Genomic DNA, 16,423 nt, shown 5'->3' with positions numbered 1-16,423 from the left:
GGGCCCCCTGCCCCCGCTGCGGCTCCGGTGCGGCCGGGGCCTGCACCACCCGCCCCGGCCCGGGCAACCCCACCCCCGCCGGGCGCACTTCCAGCCCCGCCGGCGTGTGAGGCGCGGGTTCCGGGGCGGAGCCCCGGGAGGCCCCGGCGCCGAGCCGCTCCCCCGCCGCCTCGCGCCCCGCCCCGTCCGCCCCCGCCGGGGGCACCGGGCCCTCGGGAGCGTTCAGGGCCCGGCCGTACACGTCCAGGAGGAGCGCCGCGCTGCGGGCGATGTCGTAGTGGCGGGCCACCGGCGGCACCGGCAGCCGCTGCGCCCCCGCCTCCATGTGCCCCCGCAGCGCCGCGACGAGCTCCTCCGTGCCGGTGCCGATCCGGCGGGCCCCCGGCGCCTGCAGGGCCGGCAGGTCGTCGATGGCGGGGCAGGTCACGTGCAGCACCGGCAGTCCCGCCGCCAGGGCTTCGACCACCGCCAGCCCGAACGCCTCCTCCCGCGACGGGGACACGAACACGTCCATCGCCGCCAGCAGCGCCGGGATCCCCGGCGTCCGCCCGTCCGCGCTGTCGCCCAGCGGGTCCCGCTCCCCCAGCAGGTGGATCCGGCTCTGCGCGCCCAGCTCCGCCGCCAGCCGGCGGAGCGCCGCCCGCTCCGGCCCGTCCCCCGCCAGCAGCAGATGGGCCCCCGGCAGCGCCGCGACCGCCCGTACCAGTACGTCGAACCGCTTGCCCGGCACCAGCCGCCCGACCCCGCCGACCACGAAGGCCCGTTCCGGCAGCCCCGTCCTGGCCCGCGTCCCGCGCCGTACGCCTTCGTCGAAGCGGAAGCGGACGGCCTCGATCCCGTTCGGGACGACGTGCACCCGCTCGGCCGGCACCCCCCACGCCTCCAGCCGGGCGGCCACCGTGTCGGACACCGCGACCGTCGCCGCGCCGAGCCGCTCGCTCGCCAGGTACAGCGCCCGCACCCCGCGCGTCAGCGGCCGGCCCTCGATCTCGCCGTCCCCGAGGGAGTGTTCGGTGGCCACCGTCGCCCCGACGCCCGCGACCCGCGCCGCGAGACGCCCGTACACGCAGGCCCGGTACAGGTGGGTGTGCACGAGGTCGTACCGGCCGCGCCGGATGAACCGCACCAGCTTCGGCAGCGCCCCCAGGTCCCGGTTGCCGGTCATGCCCAGGTGCACGACCCGGACCCCGTCGGCGCGCAGCCCCTCGGCCACCGGCCCGGGGTTGGTCAGCGTCAGGACGTCGCACCGCATCGGCATGTGCCGCAGCAGCAGCCGCAGTTGCTGCTCGGCGCCGCCGACGCCGAGTCCCGTGATGATGTGCAGGGCCTTCACGGCAGCACCACCCGTCGCAGCTCCCGCACCTGGTGCCGCAGCTGCTTCACGCGCAGCCGCGCCCCGCCGTCGGCCTGGCTGACGTGGGTGCGCGGCAGGGCGTAGCGGCCGACCAGCCGCCCGGGGTCGATGGCGCAGGCGTACGCGTACCCGGCGGCCCGGGTCGCCTCGACGACCCGGGCGTCGAGGTGCCCGTACGGGTAGCAGAAGCCTTCGGGCAGTGCCCCGGTGAGCTCGCGCAGCAGGTCGCGGCTGCCCCGCAGCTCCTGCTGGAGCACGTCGTCGGCGGCCGCGGTGAGGTCCTGGTGGAGCAGCCCGTGCGAGCCGATCTCCTGTCCGGAGTCGGCGATCTCGCGGACGCCCTCCGCGGTGAGCAGGGCCTTGCGGGGCCCCAGCGGGTCCCACACGTTGTCCACGCCGAGCCTGCCGGGCAGGACGAAGAGGGTGGCGGTGCAGTGGTGCCGGCGCAGCAGCGGCAGCGCCCGGGTCAGGAAGTCGCCGTATCCGTCGTCGAAGGTCAGGCCGACCAGCCCGGCGGCGCGCCCGGCCGCGCGGGCCCTCAGCAGCTCGCCGACGGACACCCCGCGCAGCCCGCGGGAGCGCAGCCACAGCAGCTGGGCCTCCAGTGCGACGGGGGTGACGGTGATGCCGTACGGGTCCTCGGCGGGGTCCGTGAACTCGGCGACCGAGTGGTACATCAGGACCCACGGCAAGGCGGTCCGGCGGGGTGGGTCCACCACGGCCGCGGGGGCCGTGTCGGTGTCAGCGGACATTGCGGAACCTCTGCGTGAGCTGGGAGATCTGTGCGGGCAGGGCGGTGACTTCGAGGGCGCGTATGGCCGTGCCGGTCGCCCCGAACATGGCCGGGACCAGCAGGCAGCCGAGTCCGGCGCTGAGCAGCGGGTCGGGGATCATCGGCCCGGCGATCCAGCCGGTGGCTCCGGCCGCGACGGCCGCGACGCCGAGCCGCCCGATGCTGACGGCGACCCGGCGGACCTGGATGGCGACGATCCGCGAGCCGAGGCCGGTGAGCAGGAGCGCCGCGGTGGTGGTGATGCCGGCCGCGTTGGCGGCGGCGATGCCGTAGGTGCCCCACCAGCGGACGGCGAAGGCTCCGGCGACGATGTTGACGAGGAGTCCGCCGCCCATCGCGCACGCCGGGAACCAGGTGGGCCGGGCGGTCGAGAAGAAGGGCCGGGACAGCGCCCCCACGAGACAGTGGCCGAGGAGACCGAGCCCGTACACCCGCATCACGGAGGCGGTGGCGAGGGTGTCCCGGTGCGTGAACGCCCCGCGCTCGAACAGCACCTGGATGATCTGGGGCGCGTAGCCGATGACGAGCGCGGTGCCCATGAGCACGGCGAGCGAGGCCAGCGCCAGGTCCCGCTCGACGCGGCGCCGGGCCTTCTCCCGTTCCCCGCCGGCCATGGCCTGGGCGACGACGGGGAAGGTGACGGTGCAGATCATCAGCGACAGCACCATCGGCATCTGCGCGACCTTCTGCGCGTAGTTCAGGTGCGAGATCGCCCCGGGCGGCAGCGAGGCGGCGAGGAACCGCTCGACGAGCACCTGCGACTGCCGGGACACCGCGAAGAAGACCACCGGCGCGATGACCCCGAAGGCGATGAGGGTGGGCCGGTCGCGGTCGCGCTGGCTGCGGGCGGCGCCGCGGCCGCGGGGCGCCGCGAAGCCGACGTTCCTGATGAAGGAGGGCAGTTGGACGAGAGCCATCAGCAGCCCCCCGACGGCGACACCGGCCGCGGCGGCCCGGACCCCCCACAGGGCGTGCAGGGCGACCATCGTGCCGATGATGCCGATGTTGTACGACACGTAGATCGCGGCGGGCGGTACGAAGGAGCGGTGCGCGCGCAGCGCCGCGCTGAAGTATCCGGCGACTCCGAAGGAGAGCACGGTCAGGGCGGTCAACCGGGTGCACTGGACGGCTAGTCCGGGGTCCGGCAGACCGGGGGCGAGGACGGAAACGACGGCCGGGGCGGCGAGGACGAGCAGGGCGGCGGCCACGGCGAGGAGCAGCACGAGCCGCGGCAGGGTCGCCTCCACGAGCAGCCGTACGGGATCCTGCGCGCGGGCCTCCTTGCGCGTGAGCCCGGTCCGGGCGGCGCGCCGGGCCAGGGCGTGGCTGAAGGCGGGCACCATCAGCAGGGCCATGGCGTCCTCGATGAGCAGCGTCGAGGCCATCTCGGGCACTGTCCAGGCGATCAGGAACGCGTCGCTGTCGTGACCGGCCCCGAAGAGGTGCGCGATGGTCTGGTCCCGGACCAGTCCGAACACGGCTCCGGCGGCGGTCAGTCCGGCGGTGACGGCCGCGGCCTTCGCCAGGAACCGCCCGAGCGGCTGGCTCCCGCCGGGTGTGGCGCGCTCGGGGGGCGCACCCGTGCGGCGCGCGTATCCGGGCCGGCTCCCGCCGGCGGGTCCGCCCGCGCGGCCGTCCCGGCCGTCGACCGGCCCGGGCGGGCCGGTGCGGGCCCCCACCGGGCCACCGCCCCACGCCGCGATCCGTACGCTCCGCGGCCCGGGATCGCCGCCGGCGTACCCGGCGGAGCCGAAGGGCGCCGCGGGCGGCCCGCCCGGCGCCGGTCCGGCCCCGGGCTCCAGCGCCCCCTCCCCGTCCCGCGCCACGACCCGCACGCCGTGGAGCCCCGGGCGGCCCGCGTCCCCGGCTTCCGGACCCGTGCCCACCGGCCGCTCCCCGGAGCCCGGCAGGCCTCCGGCCACGAGCCCCGCGTCCACCGGGGGCCGGACCCGGCCCGGAGCACCCCGGCCGTCCCCGTCCCGCGCCACGATCCGCACTCCGCGCGGCGCCGACGCACCGTGCGCGCGCCCTCCCGCCCCGGAGCCACGGGCCCCCGGCTCCACCGGGCCGCCACCGGCGCCGGAGCCGGCTTCCGGCACGCCCGGACCGTCGGCCGCCCTCGGCAGGCCGCCCGTCACGAACCCCGGATCCGACACCGCCGGAAGCCGGCCGCCGTCCGGCAGACCGCCGCCGGTCACGAAGCCGGGGTCCGACACGGCCGGTACCGCCGGGTCCGGGGTGGCCGGGAGACGGGTGGGGCCCGCCCCGGCCGGGGGGCCGGAGGCGGGCCGCCAAGGCGTGGTGTCCGTCACGGGCCGTCCGCACCCGGAACGGCGCGCATGCCGGTGCGCCCGCCCGCGGCAGCAGCCGCATCGCCGCGCGGGCGGCCGCCCGGACCGGCACCCCCGCGCACTCCCTCTGCCGCGAAGGCCGGGGCGGCTCCGCCCGGCGAACCGGCGCTCCCCGGGGAGGGAAGCGCCCACCAGGCCGCCAGGCCGACGATCACACCGGTCAGGACCGTGGACGGCCCGCCGATGTCCGCGTACAGGAAGTCGATCAGCTGCCACACGAACAGCCCGACCGCGATCAGCCCGCAGTCCCGCATGCCCCCGCCGGAGGCGAGCCGGCCGAGCCCCGCCACCAGCAGCACCGCCCAGCCGCCCGCCAGCGCGGTCAGCCCGGTCAGCCCCTGCTCGCTCAGGACCAGGAGGTACATGTTGTGCGGCGAGAGCAGAGGCTGCCGCACGAACGCCTGGCCCGCGCCCGCCGTGTCGCTGCCGGAGGACAGGCCCAGCGAGGAGTGCCCGTCCCGGTTGGCGGGGAAGCCCTTGAGCCCGACCCCCACCGCCGGCCGCTCGCGCCACATCGACCCGGCCGCGGCCCACATCGTGTAGCGGTCGGTCACCGACTGGTCGGGCGCGCTCGACACCTGCGTGATCGAGGCCAGCCGTTCGCCGACCATCTCGGAGCCGACCCCGAGCCCGCCCACCAGCACCACCCCGACGGCGCACAGCCCGACCAGCACCTTCAGCGCCCGCCGGATCCCCGCGAGGACGATCACCAGCAGGGCCGCCCCCGAGGTGGCGATCCACGCGCCGCGGCTGAACGACAGCACCAGCGGCACCACCAGCAGCAGCGCGACGCCCCCGGCGGTCCGCCGGACCCGCGGCGCGAGTCCCGGCGCCAGGGCCAGCGCGGTCGCCGCGATCAGCCCGTACGCCACCACCGTGGCCATGCCCATGACGTCACCGGGGCCGAAGGTCCCCACGGCACGGACGTCCTCGCCCTGGTACGAGGCCCCGGTGTGCGTCCCGTACTGCACGACCCCCACCGCGCCCTGCACCAGCGCCAGCACCACGAAGCACCCGGCGGCCAGCCGGAACTCCCCCGCGTCGCGCACCAGCAGCACCACCGCCGCCGGGACCAGGACGAAGACCTGGAGGTAGCGCACGAATCCCGGCAGGGCCGCGTACGGGTCCCCCGCGGTCATCGTCGCCACCGCGAGCCCGACCCCCGGCGCCCCGAGCACGAGCACGCCCAGCGGGCTCAGCTCCCGCACCCGGCCGCGCACCGCCTGCACGGCGCACACCAGGACCAGCAGCAGCGAGGCCGCGTCGGCCGGGCCGACCTTGCCGGAGGCCGTCGCGTCCCCCGCCGGGAGCGGGGCGAGGAGGAACAGCACGGTCGCGGCGAGCGGCAGCAGCGGCCAGTGCCGCAGCAGCAGCACCGGCACACCGCGCCGCCGTACGCCCCTCAGGGACGTGGTTGACGGGGATACCGCGAGGCTCATCAGCTGCCCCCCAGCCGGAAGCGGAAGAAGGAGGCCGCGGTCCGGGCGAGGATCCACAGGTCCTGCCACAGCGACCAGGTGTCGATGTAGTGGTTGTCGAAGCGGGCCCGGTCCTCGATGGAGGTGTCCCCCCGCAGGCCGTTGATCTGGGCCAGCCCGGTGATGCCCACGGGCATCCGGTGCCGGGCCTCGTAGCCGGGGTGGACGGTGGAGAACTTGGCGACGAAGAAGGGCCGTTCGGGCCGGGGCCCGACCAGGCTCATGTCACCCCGTACGACGTTCCACAGCTGCGGCAGCTCGTCCAGCGAGGACTTGCGCAGGAAGGAGCCGACCGCGCTCATCCGCCGGTCCCCCGCGACCGTCCACCGGGTGGCGGCCTCGTGCGCGTCGGCGCGCAGGGTACGGAACTTCAGCAGCGTGAAGGGCCTCCCGTACAGGCCGACCCGCTCCTGCCGGAAGATCACCCCCGGCCCGTCCCCGAGCCGCACGGCGAGCGCGCAGACGGCCATCACGGGCGCCGCCGCGACCAGCGCGAGCAGCGCGAGCACGGCGTCGATGCCCCGCTTCGCCCAGCGCTCCGCCGGCCGTGCGGGGCGCGGCAGCAGCGGCTGCACGGCGTACCCCCACAGCTGGTCGGCGGGGCACGCCACCCGCATGCCGGTGACCTTGGCGGTGCCGGCCGGGTCGGCGAGCCAGAGCCGGCAGCCGTGGTCGTGGAAGAGCCGTACCAGGGAGGCGGTGCGCTCGTCGGCCTCGGGCGGGCGCGTGAACACCGCGTGCCGGACGGAGTTCTGGATCACCGCGCGCCGGATGTCCTCATGGGTGGCGAGCAGCGGCATCGGACCGCCCTCCCCTTCGGCGGCGGCCTCGGTGTCGGCGATCCCGACCGGGCGCAGGCCGAACTCGGGGCGGCCGTGCAGGGCGGCGGCCACCGCGCCCGCCCCGGCGCCGGGTCCGACGACGAGGGCGGAGGCGGGCCTGCGCACGGCCGCGCGGCGCAGGCACTGGTTGACGAACCCGCGTCCCGCGCACGCCAGTACGGCCTGGAGGCAGACGGCGGTCAGCAGGGCGCCCCATCCCAGGGCCGGGCCGGGTCCGGCGGCGGCCCAGACGGCCGCGGCCGCGCACCACAGCACGGCGGACCGCCCGGCCAGCACGGGCAGTTCACGGAGCGCGGAGGGCGCGAGCCGCGGCCGGTAGAGCCCGGCCTGCGCGTGCAGGGCGGCGAGGAGCAGGGCCAGGGGCACGGCCGCCCCGGCCGGCAGCGCCGGTGCGGGCAGCACGGCCACGGTCAGTACGCCGGCCAGCGCGTCGGCGGTGAGCAGCGGGAGCACCCGCCCGCGGCGGCGGATCCGCTGCGGGCGCACGGCGGGCCGGGCCCGGTCGGCCTCGGGCCCGCGCGGGGGGTGGATGGCGGCCTGGGCACGGCCCGCCGCTGTGTTGGGCGCAGGCGCCAGTGCCGGCCCGTGGCCGCCCTGCCCGGTGTGCCGCCGGGCGGGTGCGCTGTCCATCGTCATCGGGTGTTGCGCTCCTGGTTCGAGGGCCGGGGCCTGCCCAGCAGTTCGTGGTACAGACCGGTGACCGCGTCCGTGGTCCGCCGCACGTCGAAGTCGGTCCGGGCGTGCTGCCGGGCCTGCTCTCCGAGTTGGGCGAGCAGCCGCGGCTCGGCGAGCAGCCCTCCCAGGGCCTTGGCCAGGGCCGTCGGGTCCTCCGGCGGTACCAGGCACTGGCGTCCCTGGCCGGGCGGCAGGCTCTCCCGGGCACCGCTGACGTCGGAGACCAGGACCGGGCGGCCGCAGGCCATCGCTTCGAGCGGGGCGAGCGCCATGCCTTCCCACCGTGACGGCAGTACAACGAGATCGGCGGCCCGAAGCCACGGTCGGATGTCCCGGGCGGCTCCGGCGAAGAGCACGCTCCCGCCCGACAGGGCCGCCGTGCGGCGCAGCCGTTCCGCGTCGGGGCCGTCGCCGACGAGGGCGAGGCGGGCTCCGGGGACGGTGCCGAGCAGCTCCGGCCAGGCGCGGAGCAGGACGTCCTGCCCCTTCTGCTGGCAGAGCCGGCCCACGCAGACGGCGAGGGGGCCATCGCCCCGGAAGGTGGCGGGCAGCGGCAGTGCGGCGCGGGCCAGGGCCTTGTCGTGGTCGGGGTCGGGGGCGCCGGGGCGGAAGTGGTCGAGGTCCACGCCGTTGCGGATCACCGACCAGTGGGCGGCGATGCCCTCGGCCTCGCCGGCGCGGCGTTCGGCCTCGCTGACGCAGAGCACCCGGTCGGCCCAGCGGGCCCCGTACCTCTCCCAGCGCAGGGCGAGGGCCGCGGTGGCCCCGCCGACGGCGTCGAAGGACCAGGCGTGGGGCTGGAAGACGGTGGGCAGGGCGCCGCGTGCGGCGAGCCGCCCGGCGAGGCCCGCCTTGGCGCTGTGGGCGTGCAGCACGTCGGGCCGGACGCGGCTCAGCAGCCGCCGGGCGCCGAGGAGTTCGGCCGGCAGGGCGGGGCCGGGGGCCCGCCCGGCGCGCCAGGTGAGCACTTCGGCGCCGGCGGCCCGGGCGGCGTCGGCGAGTACGCCGCCTCGCGGGCAGCCGACGACGGTGCGCAGGCCTTCGGCGCTCTGGGCGCGGACGAGGTCGGTGACGACCCTGGCCACGCCGCCGTCGACGGGCTGGACGAGATGGAGGACGGTCGTGGGCCTTGGGGCCCGTGGCTGTGTGGGCACGTGGAGTGCTCCTACGTTCAGCGGCGCGCGTCTGTCTGAACGAAGAGCACACCGAGGAAATGACCCTGACTTTCGCCCTTGAACCTGAAGTCCAGGCTGTGGGCGCCACCGGACAGGGCGGGACTCAGGTCGAACACGTCCGCGTCATATCCGAGATTGTTGATGTGTTCGGGCTGTCGCGCGAACGGGTGGTCCCCGAATTCCGTGATCGTGGAATTCATAACATCATTAAAAGGATTTTCGGCATCACCGAGCATCACCCGGCGCCCGCTGTCGGAGGTCACGGTGAGCGAGTCCCCCACGACCCCGCGGTCCCCGTCGTAGCCGACGAGCCCCACCTTCCCCGCGGATCCCGGCGGCGCCGACAGCCCGTCCACCGCGACGATCCCGTCGGCCGCCCGGGCCTCCAGCACCTCGAAGCCGTCCCACAGCGAGATCCGGCGCAGCGGCTCCTCCGGGTGCTCGTAGGCGACGACCAGCGTCCAGCCGCCCCAGGCCCCCACCTCGGAGTGGCCCATGGCGACGTTCAGCTGCGAGACGGTCCACACCCCGGCCCCGCCCTTGCGCACCATCGGGGTGACGTCCGCCGAGGCCTGGTAGGCATCGCTGCCGGCGTCCGTCCGGTGGCCCATCACCGTGTCGGCGAGGACCTCCTTGTAGGCCCCGCCCGGCTCGGCGACCAGCACGCGGCCGTTGTCCTCCGGCGGCTTCTGCTCGCCCACCCGCAGGTTCCCGCCCCAGTAGAGCCGGGCGTACGAGACCTTCGCGCCCTGCGGGATCCGCAGGTCGGCCCGGGTGGAGTTGTAGGTGTCCGGGTCCGCGTCGACCTCGTTGTAGAACATCTCGAAGTCACCGTTGACCCCTGCCGCCCCCCGCTCGACCTCCGCGCAGGACGCGGCCTGCGCGGATTCCTGCCTCCGGCACCCGATGGCGGAGTTGGAGGCCCGGACCAGTCCGCCGTGCTGCACGGCCTGGTAACGCTCGGTGAAGGGGACCCGGGGCAGTTCTTTCGGAGACGGGGCGCCCGAAGCCGACGGCACGGAAACGACCAGGCAGGACAGCAGGCCGAGCGTGCCGAGGATTCTGCGGGAGGAACCCATGACGCAGTCTCCTTTTTCGATCAACGGGACAAAACAGGAGTGCACTTTGTCAGAAATCGGGCTGGAAATCACGTCGGACTCGCTCGTACGGCCTTTCGGGCGAAATCGCGCACCTTCCGGGCCGGAACGTCGTTATGGCTTGCACCATTGTTCGAACCGAAAGGAAATACGGAGTTGAAGAAGAGGCTGGTGCGCGGCACCACCATGGCCGTCGCAAGCGCAGCGATGCTGATGGGCGGCGCGGGCCTCGCCTCCGCCCACGGTGGGCACGGCGCGACGGCGGACGGCTTCGCCGGCGGTTCCCCCGGCGTCCTGTCCGGCAACCTGCTCCAGGTCCCGGTCGACGTCCCGGTCAACGTCTGCGGCAACACCGTCAACGTGATCGCCCTGCTGAACCCGGCGTTCGGCAACACCTGCGTGAACGCCTGACCGTCAACCGTGCCGCCCGAAACGGCTGCATCCGGGTGAAGCCACGCAACCCAAACCAGGGCCGGGCCGTTGATCCGAGTGCTCCACTACCGGGCAATCCTGCAAAAAAGGGACGACAATGATCAAGAAGATGATGGCCTCGGCCGCGGTTGCCGCCTCGGTCGTGGGCATGGGTGCGGCCATGGCGCCGCAGGCGATGGCGATCGGCAACGACCACGGCATCAACACCGTGAACGGCAACGGCGCCTCGCAGGTCTACGGCAACCAGGCCACCTACGGCAACATGAGCCCGCAGATGGCCCTGATCCAGGGCTCGTTCAACAAGCCCTGCATCGCCCTGCCCGCGAAGGCCAACGTGCAGTCCGTGCTGGCCCTGGTCAACGTCGGCGTCCAGGACATCCCGGTCCTGTCCAGCCCGCAGAACCAGCAGTGCACCGAGAACTCCACGCAGGCCAAGGGTGACGAGGCCCTCTCGCACATCCTGGACAACATCCCGGTGCTCTCCGGCAACGCCTCCGCCGGCAGCTGACCGAAGGCCCGTGCCAGCGAGGCCGCCGCACCTTCGGGTCGCGGCGGCCTCGCCGCTTGTGGGTTTCCGGCGCACCCGGTCGAAAACGGGATCTCCGTAAATCCGCGGCACACCGGAACCGGAATTCCGGCGGGCATCGGAGTGAATTGCCGGACCCCCTGAGAAAATCCCCGGTTTCTTTTCCCCCGGACACTCGTTGTTAATTCTGCAGTGGATACGCCTCTGCGGGAAGGATCGAAAACAAATGACGTACAAGAAGGCAGTGGTGCTGGCCGCCGGCGTTCTGATGGCTGCCGGTGCCGCCTCCCCCGCCATGGCCGACGCGGACGCGGCGGGTGTCGCCAAGGACTCCCCCGGCGTCCTCTCCGGCAACCTGCTCCAGGTCCCGGTGCACGTCCCGGTCAACGTCTGCGGCAACACCGTCAACGTGATCGCCCTGCTGAACCCCGCGTTCGGCAACACCTGCGTCAACGCCTGACGAAGCTCTTGTGCCCGCTAGGGCAACCTCCTCGAAGGTGGCCTCGGAGTGCACGGCGGTGCACTTCGGGGCCACCTTCGATTCAGCACCGGCGCCCCCGCCGGTAGACAGGGAAGGACCCATGCGACAGGTACTGAGCCGACAGGTACTGGGCAAGGGGATGCTCACGGCGGCAGCCGCGTCGAGTCTGCTGTCGATCGCGACCGGTGCGGCCTACGCACACCCCGGAGCCACGGCCGAGGCCTCTCATTCGCCGGGTGTGCTGGCCGGCAACAGCGTCTCCGTACCGGTCACCTTCGCGCCGAACGTGTGCGGCAACAGCGTGGACGCCGGGGCGGGCCTCAACCCCGCGTTCGGCAACACGTGCGCCACGACGACCGGCTCCCACGCCGATGACGACCACGACTACGCGCGCTACCTGAGCCCCGAGAACGCCGAGGCCCTGGAGCGCTACCTCGACGAGCGCGAAGCCCGCCACCGGGTACCGGAGCAGCGCCACGAATCCCCCGGCGACCAGGGAGGATACGCCCGCTCCGAGGAGCAGCAGCCCCGCCACGAGCCCCAGCACGGCCAGGGCGGATACGACCACGCCGGCGAGCAGCAGCAGCCGCGCCACGAGAACCCGCACGGCCAGGGCGGATACGGCGACTCCGGCGGGCAACAGCAGGGCGAGGAGGAGTGCGACGACCACCCCCGCCCCGGAGCGGAGCACCCGGCCCCCGCCCCCCACCCGGCTCCCCCCGCGCCCCCGAAGCCGCAGCCGAAGCCGCTGCCCGTGGAGGAGCTGCCGCCGCCGGTCCCGGTGGACGAGGCCCCCAAGCCGCTCCCCGCCCCGGCTCCCGCGCCGCTGCCCGCGCCCGCCGAGGAACTGCCCGTGCCGCCGCCGGCTCCCGTGGAGCAGGCTCCCGCACCGCTGCCCGCCCCCGCGCCCGAACCGGCACCGGTCGAGGAGGCCCCGCAGCCGCTCCCCGCGCCCGCGCCGCAGGTCCCCGCCCCCACGCCCGGCATGGAGGAGGGGCCCGCGCCGCGGCCGCCGCACGGCAGCCAGCCCGTGGAGCGTCCGGCCGACCAGCCCCCGGCCGCCCCCGCGGGCGACACCCCGGTCCACCTGCCCCCGGCATCCGCGCCCGCCCCGGCGCCGCACGTCCCCGCGCCGGCGCCCGCCCCCGTACCGGCACCGGCCCGGGTGACCGCGCCCATGCTGGCCGAGACCGGCGCCGGTCAGCCCGCGGCCGCGGCGGCCCTCGCGTCGGCCCTGATCCTGGGCGGCGCCATTCTGTACCGGCGCTCGCGCGTCGCCTGACCGGTAATACCGGTAATCGGAAGAAACAGCGGCCGGAGAATCCCGTCGGATTCTCCGGCCGCTGTCATGTCCGCACTGTGTGCCCGCACCGCTCCGCGTTTCCGTACGGGCGGGCGATCGTTACCCAGGGAGAAAGCGGCGCGACGGTCGCCGCCGACACCTCTGTCCACGAAAAGAAGAGGATTTCGACAATGAAGCTCTCGAAGGTCGCCGCTGTCGTCGCCGGCTCCGTAGCCGCCCTCGGCGCCTGCGCCCCCGCTTTCGCCGCGGACGCCCCCGCCGCGTCGATGCCCCCGATGAGCCTGACCGGCGGGGCGACGGAGGTGCTGAACGCCGTCAATCCGGTCAGCGAGGCGCTTCCGCAGACCGCGGGGAACGCGCTGGCCGAGCAGGGCGACGCCGTCAACAAGGTCGTGGGCACGGCGCAGAAGGTCAACAAGGTCCGCAACGACGTGCCCGGCGCCGTCCTCGGGCTCGCCAACGGTGCCACCCAGGCGTCCCCGATGCTCGGTGGCGTCAAGCTCAACGGCGGTCAGGGCTGAGCCGCCCGGACAAGACTGTGGGCGCCACCGGCAAGGCCGGGGCGCCCACAGTCGGTTGAGCTGTCGCTCCGCGGACGTCAGTCGTTGACGCAGACGTTGCCGAACGCCGGGTTCAGCGCGCCGATGAGGTTGACGGAGTTACCGCAGACGTTGATCGGCACGTGGACCGGGACCTGACCCAGGTTGCCGGACAGGACACCGGGGGAACCCACGGCCGCGCCCTCGGCCGACGAGTCGGCCATAGCGGAGCCGGCGGCACCGGCCGCAGCGAGACCAGCGGTGGCCAGGACCAGGGCGGCCTTCTTGGCAGAGTTCATGGGAAGTGCACCTTCTGTTCGATGTTCTGCCCCGAACCGGGGCTCACACCAAGCGAAACGGTCCAGCGTCCCTGACGACACGGCCTCGTGCCGAATCAGACCTGTTCAGCTCAATAGTCGTAGTCGTGCGACAGGCTCCGGCCACCCTTCCCCACGCCCCGCAGGTCCGGCAGATCGGGGACGTCCGGGATGTCGGGCAGGTCCGGCACCAGCTCCGCCGGAGGCTTGAGCGGCGTCGCCGGCAGGTCCGGCGCCACCGTGTCGACCGGCGGGACCTCCACCGGCAGCTTCGGGAGTTCGGCCGGCAGCTTGGGGATGTCCACCGGCAGCTTCGGCAGTTCCACCGGCAGGTCGGGGACGATGTCGGACAGGTCGGGGAGTTTGATCTCCGGGAGCTTGATCTCGGGGAGCTTCACCCCGCCGGGCAGCAGGCCGCCCAGCGACTTGAGGAGGTCCCCGATGGTTTTGGTGAGGCCGGCGAGGAGGTCGTCGATCGGGCCGGCCGCGGCGGCCCGTTCCTGCACCTCCTCGATCTGCCGCTGGACGGCTGCCGATCGCTTCGAGATCTCAGCGCCCTGACCGTCCGCGGCGCCGGCGGGGGCGGCCGCGCCGGTCAGTATGACGACGGCGAGGGCCGACGGGACGAGCAGGCGGGCGCGGGACGGCTTGGTGCGGTGCATGGGTGTTCCTTCTGGTGGTGGCATACAAGCGGACCAGAGCGATCCGCTTCCTTGCTCACCGTGCGAACACCTTGCACGGAGCGCAACCGGATCATGAACGGTTGAGGGGTTCGTACGGGCCTCGCGCACGCGTCCGCAGAAGGCTCACCCCCTCCGGGGAAAACCCCGCGGGACGCGGGCCGTTTGAGTGAAGCACCGGAACCAACCCCCTGGTCGGGCAGTTGACCAGGGCGCTCCATCAGCGGGCACTCGTGCGACAAAAGGATCAAGATGTTCAAGAAGTTCATGACCGCCGCCGCGGTCTCCGCCGTTGCGGTCGGCGCGGGCGCCGCTGCCGCCGCCCCGGCCATGGCCATCGGCAACGACAACGGCATCAACACCGTCAACGGCAACGGGGCCACGCAGGTCTACGGTAACCAGAAGACCCACGGCGACCAGAGCCCGCAGCTCGGCCTCGTCCAGGGCACCCTGAACAAGCCCTGCATCGGCCTGCCGGCCAAGGTCAACGCCCAGTCCCTGGTGGCCGTCATCGCCAACGTCGGTGTCCAGGACATCAACGTCCTGTCCAACCCGCAGAACCAGCAGTGCACCGAGAACTCCACCCAGGCCAAGGGCGACGAGCCGCTCTCGCACATCCTGGACAACATCCCGGTCCTGTCGGGCAACGGCTCCGTGGGCAGCTGATCCCAGCCCCCGCGTCGAGCGACGAGGGCCCCGGCAGCGTCAGCTGCCGGGGCCCTCGCACGTACGGCCGTACGTGGCCGCGTCACCCGGTCCAGAAGTCCCACCACCGGGTCAGGATGAGCATTCCGATCACCCCGGTGTGCAGGGCGGGCGGGGCCCAGGCGAACTCGGCGAAGAAGCCTCGCACCGGGCCGGGGGCGGGGAGCACGCCCGTACGGACGTTGTGCGCGGTGACCGCCCAGAACATCAGCAGCGTCGCCAGCCAGGCCAGGCAGCACCACAGGCAGAGCGCGTTGATCTCGTACAGCGACTGGATCATCAGCCAGGTGCAGAACCCGACGCCGAAGACCGTCCCCGCGTTCAGGCCGAGCCAGAACCAGCCGCGGTAGCGGGCACCGGCCAGCACGCCCGCGGCGACGCACACCACGACACCGTACGAAACCAGCCCGAGCATGGGATTGGGGAAGCCGAACGCGTGGGCCTGTTCGCTCTGCATCACGCTGCCGCAGGAGACCACCGGGTTGAGGCTGCACGCCGGCTTGAAGTCCGGGTCCTCCAGCAGGAGGAACTTGTCGAGGGTGATCACCCAGGAGGCGAGGAGGCCGGCCGCCCCGGTCAGGGCCAGCAGCCAGGCCAGGCCCTTTGACGCGGGAACCGCGCCTTCGGGCCCGTTCTCGAGCCGACTTCCGGGCCGTCCCTGCTGGCGCGGGACGCCCACTGTATTGGTTGCCATGCCGCCCATAGTCCCGCTCTCCGTCACAGAGCGGGCCGAATCATGCGCTTCCGTACGCAAGTTGACCTGAAGGTGTGGTGGGAACCACTGATGGTTCCCGGACGTTTTACCGAACCCCGGACGTTGTGTCAGAGCCAGGGGCTACGTTGAGCTTCCGCGAAGTGACTAGCTGCGACGGCCTGGAGACCCCCCTTGAGCGATCCGTACGAGACAACCGAGGCGCACCTCGACCGCCTCCTCGGCCGCACCCTCAACTCCTTCGACCTGCCGGACCGGTTGGTCGAACGCCTCGGCGCGGCCCTCGCCCACAGCTCTTCGCTGTACACCACGCACCACAGCCCGGCGGCGGGAGTGTGGCGGGAGACGCACCGGCACACCTACCTGCTGGCGGACGGCGGTTCGGTCTCCCTGTGGGAGCTGACGTACCGGCTCGGCGGGGGCGACCGCACGGTCCGGCACGAGGTCTTCGCGAGCAAGGCGGAGGCCTGCCTGGCCGTGGCACGGCTGTTCGGCGCGGGCGCCGCGGACGCGGCGCTGGATCCGGTGCTGCCGACGGGCGACGAGGAGCCGGAGAACGACGTCGCCGTGCTGGCAGCTCTCTTCGCCGGCGCGGCGCCCGCCCAGCGCCACCGGGAGTACGCGGTGGAGCAGTCCGCCGACCACGCCCGGCGGGTCCTGCGCCGCGCGGAGAACCCGGACCGGCCCGGCGAGGAGGTGGCGGCGCTGCTGCGGTCGGCGTACGCGCACCACATCACGCAGGCGTTCGGCAGCGCCCGGCAGTGCCGCCCCGACGGGCGGGAGGCGGGCTTCAGCCTGTACGAGCACGCCTTCGTGCTGCTGGACGGTTCGGAGTTCAGCCTGTGGGAGGTCGAGCACACGGCCACGCCGGACGGGCGGCACATGTGCGAGGTGTACGACAGCGAGGCGGCCGCGCGCGGAGCGATGGAGCTCCGCTCCCGGGTGCGGTGACCGCCCCCTACC

The 16,423-nt window shown here is 74.0% G+C and carries 16 protein-coding genes and 1 pseudogene; 7 read left to right on the top strand and 10 right to left on the bottom strand.

Translation table 11 applies throughout. The features are described 5' to 3' along the window. Nucleotides 1–220: 220 nt before the first annotated feature. The 7 genes and pseudogenes from ACZ6Y1_RS14330 to ACZ6Y1_RS14300 all read right to left on the bottom strand — a co-directional run. Nucleotides 221–1,333: pseudogene (locus ACZ6Y1_RS14330) on the bottom strand (glycosyltransferase); the annotation flags it as partial. Beyond that, a complete protein-coding gene (locus tag ACZ6Y1_RS14325) occupies nucleotides 1,330–2,106 on the bottom strand; it encodes a polysaccharide deacetylase family protein (protein WP_469627794.1) in 777 nt (258 codons plus the stop codon). The pseudogene ACZ6Y1_RS14330 and the gene ACZ6Y1_RS14325, both read right to left, overlap by 4 nt. After that, the gene (locus tag ACZ6Y1_RS14320) at nucleotides 2,096–3,826 is read right to left on the bottom strand and encodes a lipid II flippase MurJ (RefSeq protein ID WP_469628291.1); all 1,731 of its coding nucleotides are present in this window, start codon (nucleotides 3,824–3,826) and stop codon (nucleotides 2,096–2,098) included. The genes ACZ6Y1_RS14325 and ACZ6Y1_RS14320 overlap by 11 nt, the downstream gene beginning before the upstream one ends. Before the next feature lie 629 nt (nucleotides 3,827–4,455). Further along, nucleotides 4,456–5,937, bottom strand: a complete 1,482-nt coding sequence (locus tag ACZ6Y1_RS14315; protein ID WP_469627791.1) for an O-antigen ligase family protein — start codon at nucleotides 5,935–5,937, stop codon at nucleotides 4,456–4,458. Next, complete coding sequence (locus ACZ6Y1_RS14310; RefSeq protein WP_469627788.1) at nucleotides 5,937–7,454, bottom strand: exopolysaccharide biosynthesis polyprenyl glycosylphosphotransferase; 1,518 nt, start codon at nucleotides 7,452–7,454, stop codon at nucleotides 5,937–5,939. The genes ACZ6Y1_RS14315 and ACZ6Y1_RS14310 overlap by 1 nt, the downstream gene beginning before the upstream one ends. Continuing rightward, nucleotides 7,451–8,647: a glycosyltransferase gene (locus ACZ6Y1_RS14305; RefSeq protein WP_469627787.1), complete on the bottom strand. Its 1,197-nt coding sequence runs from the start codon at nucleotides 8,645–8,647 to the stop codon at nucleotides 7,451–7,453. Before ACZ6Y1_RS14305 ends, ACZ6Y1_RS14310 begins: the two co-directional genes overlap by 4 nt. A 17-nt stretch (nucleotides 8,648–8,664) precedes the next feature. Then, a complete protein-coding gene (locus tag ACZ6Y1_RS14300) occupies nucleotides 8,665–9,747 on the bottom strand; it encodes a DUF3344 domain-containing protein (protein WP_469627783.1) in 1,083 nt (360 codons plus the stop codon). 204 nt (nucleotides 9,748–9,951) lie between these two features. On the opposite strand from ACZ6Y1_RS14300, the gene ACZ6Y1_RS14295 reads away from it, so the two are divergent. From ACZ6Y1_RS14295 to ACZ6Y1_RS14275, 5 genes are all read left to right on the top strand, one after another. After that, a complete protein-coding gene (locus ACZ6Y1_RS14295; RefSeq protein ID WP_469628288.1) occupies nucleotides 9,952–10,176 on the top strand; it encodes a chaplin in 225 nt (74 codons plus the stop codon). A 118-nt stretch (nucleotides 10,177–10,294) separates the two neighbouring features. Further along, a complete protein-coding gene (locus ACZ6Y1_RS14290; protein ID WP_469627780.1) occupies nucleotides 10,295–10,705 on the top strand; it encodes a rodlin in 411 nt (136 codons plus the stop codon). Between the two features lie 244 nt (nucleotides 10,706–10,949). Then, on the top strand, nucleotides 10,950–11,183 hold the full coding sequence (locus ACZ6Y1_RS14285; RefSeq protein ID WP_384757197.1) for a chaplin: 234 nt from the start codon (nucleotides 10,950–10,952) through the stop codon (nucleotides 11,181–11,183). Between the two features lie 121 nt (nucleotides 11,184–11,304). Then, complete coding sequence (locus ACZ6Y1_RS14280) at nucleotides 11,305–12,486, top strand: chaplin (RefSeq protein ID WP_469627776.1); 1,182 nt, start codon at nucleotides 11,305–11,307, stop codon at nucleotides 12,484–12,486. A 191-nt stretch (nucleotides 12,487–12,677) separates the two neighbouring features. Then, nucleotides 12,678–13,028, top strand: coding sequence for a hypothetical protein (locus tag ACZ6Y1_RS14275; protein WP_469627772.1), 351 nt, complete (start codon nucleotides 12,678–12,680; stop codon nucleotides 13,026–13,028). Between the two features lie 77 nt (nucleotides 13,029–13,105). Here the strand turns inward: ACZ6Y1_RS14275 and ACZ6Y1_RS14270 are convergent, their stop codons facing one another. Beyond that, a complete protein-coding gene (locus ACZ6Y1_RS14270; protein WP_469627769.1) occupies nucleotides 13,106–13,345 on the bottom strand; it encodes a chaplin in 240 nt (79 codons plus the stop codon). Nucleotides 13,346–13,455: 110 nt separating this feature from the next. Next, nucleotides 13,456–14,025 carry a hypothetical protein gene (locus ACZ6Y1_RS14265; RefSeq protein ID WP_469627766.1) on the bottom strand — a complete coding sequence of 190 codons (570 nt, stop codon included), beginning with the start codon at nucleotides 14,023–14,025 and terminating at the stop codon, nucleotides 13,456–13,458. Between the two features lie 270 nt (nucleotides 14,026–14,295). On the opposite strand from ACZ6Y1_RS14265, the gene ACZ6Y1_RS14260 reads away from it, so the two are divergent. Further along, nucleotides 14,296–14,709, top strand: a complete 414-nt coding sequence (locus ACZ6Y1_RS14260; RefSeq protein WP_469627763.1) for a rodlin — start codon at nucleotides 14,296–14,298, stop codon at nucleotides 14,707–14,709. An 82-nt stretch (nucleotides 14,710–14,791) separates the two neighbouring features. On the opposite strand, the gene ACZ6Y1_RS14255 is transcribed toward ACZ6Y1_RS14260, so the two are convergent. Beyond that, nucleotides 14,792–15,451, bottom strand: a complete 660-nt coding sequence (locus ACZ6Y1_RS14255) for a vitamin K epoxide reductase family protein (protein ID WP_469627760.1) — start codon at nucleotides 15,449–15,451, stop codon at nucleotides 14,792–14,794. A 183-nt stretch (nucleotides 15,452–15,634) separates the two neighbouring features. On the opposite strand from ACZ6Y1_RS14255, the gene ACZ6Y1_RS14250 reads away from it, so the two are divergent. Then, a complete protein-coding gene (locus ACZ6Y1_RS14250; protein ID WP_469627757.1) occupies nucleotides 15,635–16,411 on the top strand; it encodes a DUF6227 family protein in 777 nt (258 codons plus the stop codon). Nucleotides 16,412–16,423: the final 12 nt, after the last annotated feature.

This window comes from Streptomyces sp. NPDC053432, assembly GCF_055585365.1.
This window is presented reverse-complemented; position numbering and strand designations above follow the sequence as displayed.

Excerpts from the sequence above, each read along its gene's own strand:
- ACZ6Y1_RS14325 (WP_469627794.1), bottom strand. The coding sequence starts at position 2,106 with ATGTCCGCTGACACCGACACGGCCCCCGCGGCCGTGGTGGACCCACCC.
- ACZ6Y1_RS14315 (WP_469627791.1), bottom strand. The coding sequence starts at position 5,937 with ATGAGCCTCGCGGTATCCCCGTCAACCACGTCCCTGAGGGGCGTACGG.
- ACZ6Y1_RS14310 (WP_469627788.1), bottom strand. The coding sequence starts at position 7,454 with ATGACGATGGACAGCGCACCCGCCCGGCGGCACACCGGGCAGGGCGGC.
- ACZ6Y1_RS14300 (WP_469627783.1), bottom strand. The coding sequence starts at position 9,747 with ATGGGTTCCTCCCGCAGAATCCTCGGCACGCTCGGCCTGCTGTCCTGC.
- ACZ6Y1_RS14295 (WP_469628288.1), top strand. The coding sequence starts at position 9,952 with ATGGCCGTCGCAAGCGCAGCGATGCTGATGGGCGGCGCGGGCCTCGCC.
- ACZ6Y1_RS14290 (WP_469627780.1), top strand. The coding sequence starts at position 10,295 with ATGATCAAGAAGATGATGGCCTCGGCCGCGGTTGCCGCCTCGGTCGTG.
- ACZ6Y1_RS14285 (WP_384757197.1), top strand. The coding sequence starts at position 10,950 with ATGACGTACAAGAAGGCAGTGGTGCTGGCCGCCGGCGTTCTGATGGCT.
- ACZ6Y1_RS14280 (WP_469627776.1), top strand. The coding sequence starts at position 11,305 with ATGCGACAGGTACTGAGCCGACAGGTACTGGGCAAGGGGATGCTCACG.
- ACZ6Y1_RS14275 (WP_469627772.1), top strand. The coding sequence starts at position 12,678 with ATGAAGCTCTCGAAGGTCGCCGCTGTCGTCGCCGGCTCCGTAGCCGCC.
- ACZ6Y1_RS14270 (WP_469627769.1), bottom strand. The coding sequence starts at position 13,345 with ATGAACTCTGCCAAGAAGGCCGCCCTGGTCCTGGCCACCGCTGGTCTC.
- ACZ6Y1_RS14265 (WP_469627766.1), bottom strand. The coding sequence starts at position 14,025 with ATGCACCGCACCAAGCCGTCCCGCGCCCGCCTGCTCGTCCCGTCGGCC.
- ACZ6Y1_RS14260 (WP_469627763.1), top strand. The coding sequence starts at position 14,296 with ATGTTCAAGAAGTTCATGACCGCCGCCGCGGTCTCCGCCGTTGCGGTC.
- ACZ6Y1_RS14255 (WP_469627760.1), bottom strand. The coding sequence starts at position 15,451 with ATGGGCGGCATGGCAACCAATACAGTGGGCGTCCCGCGCCAGCAGGGA.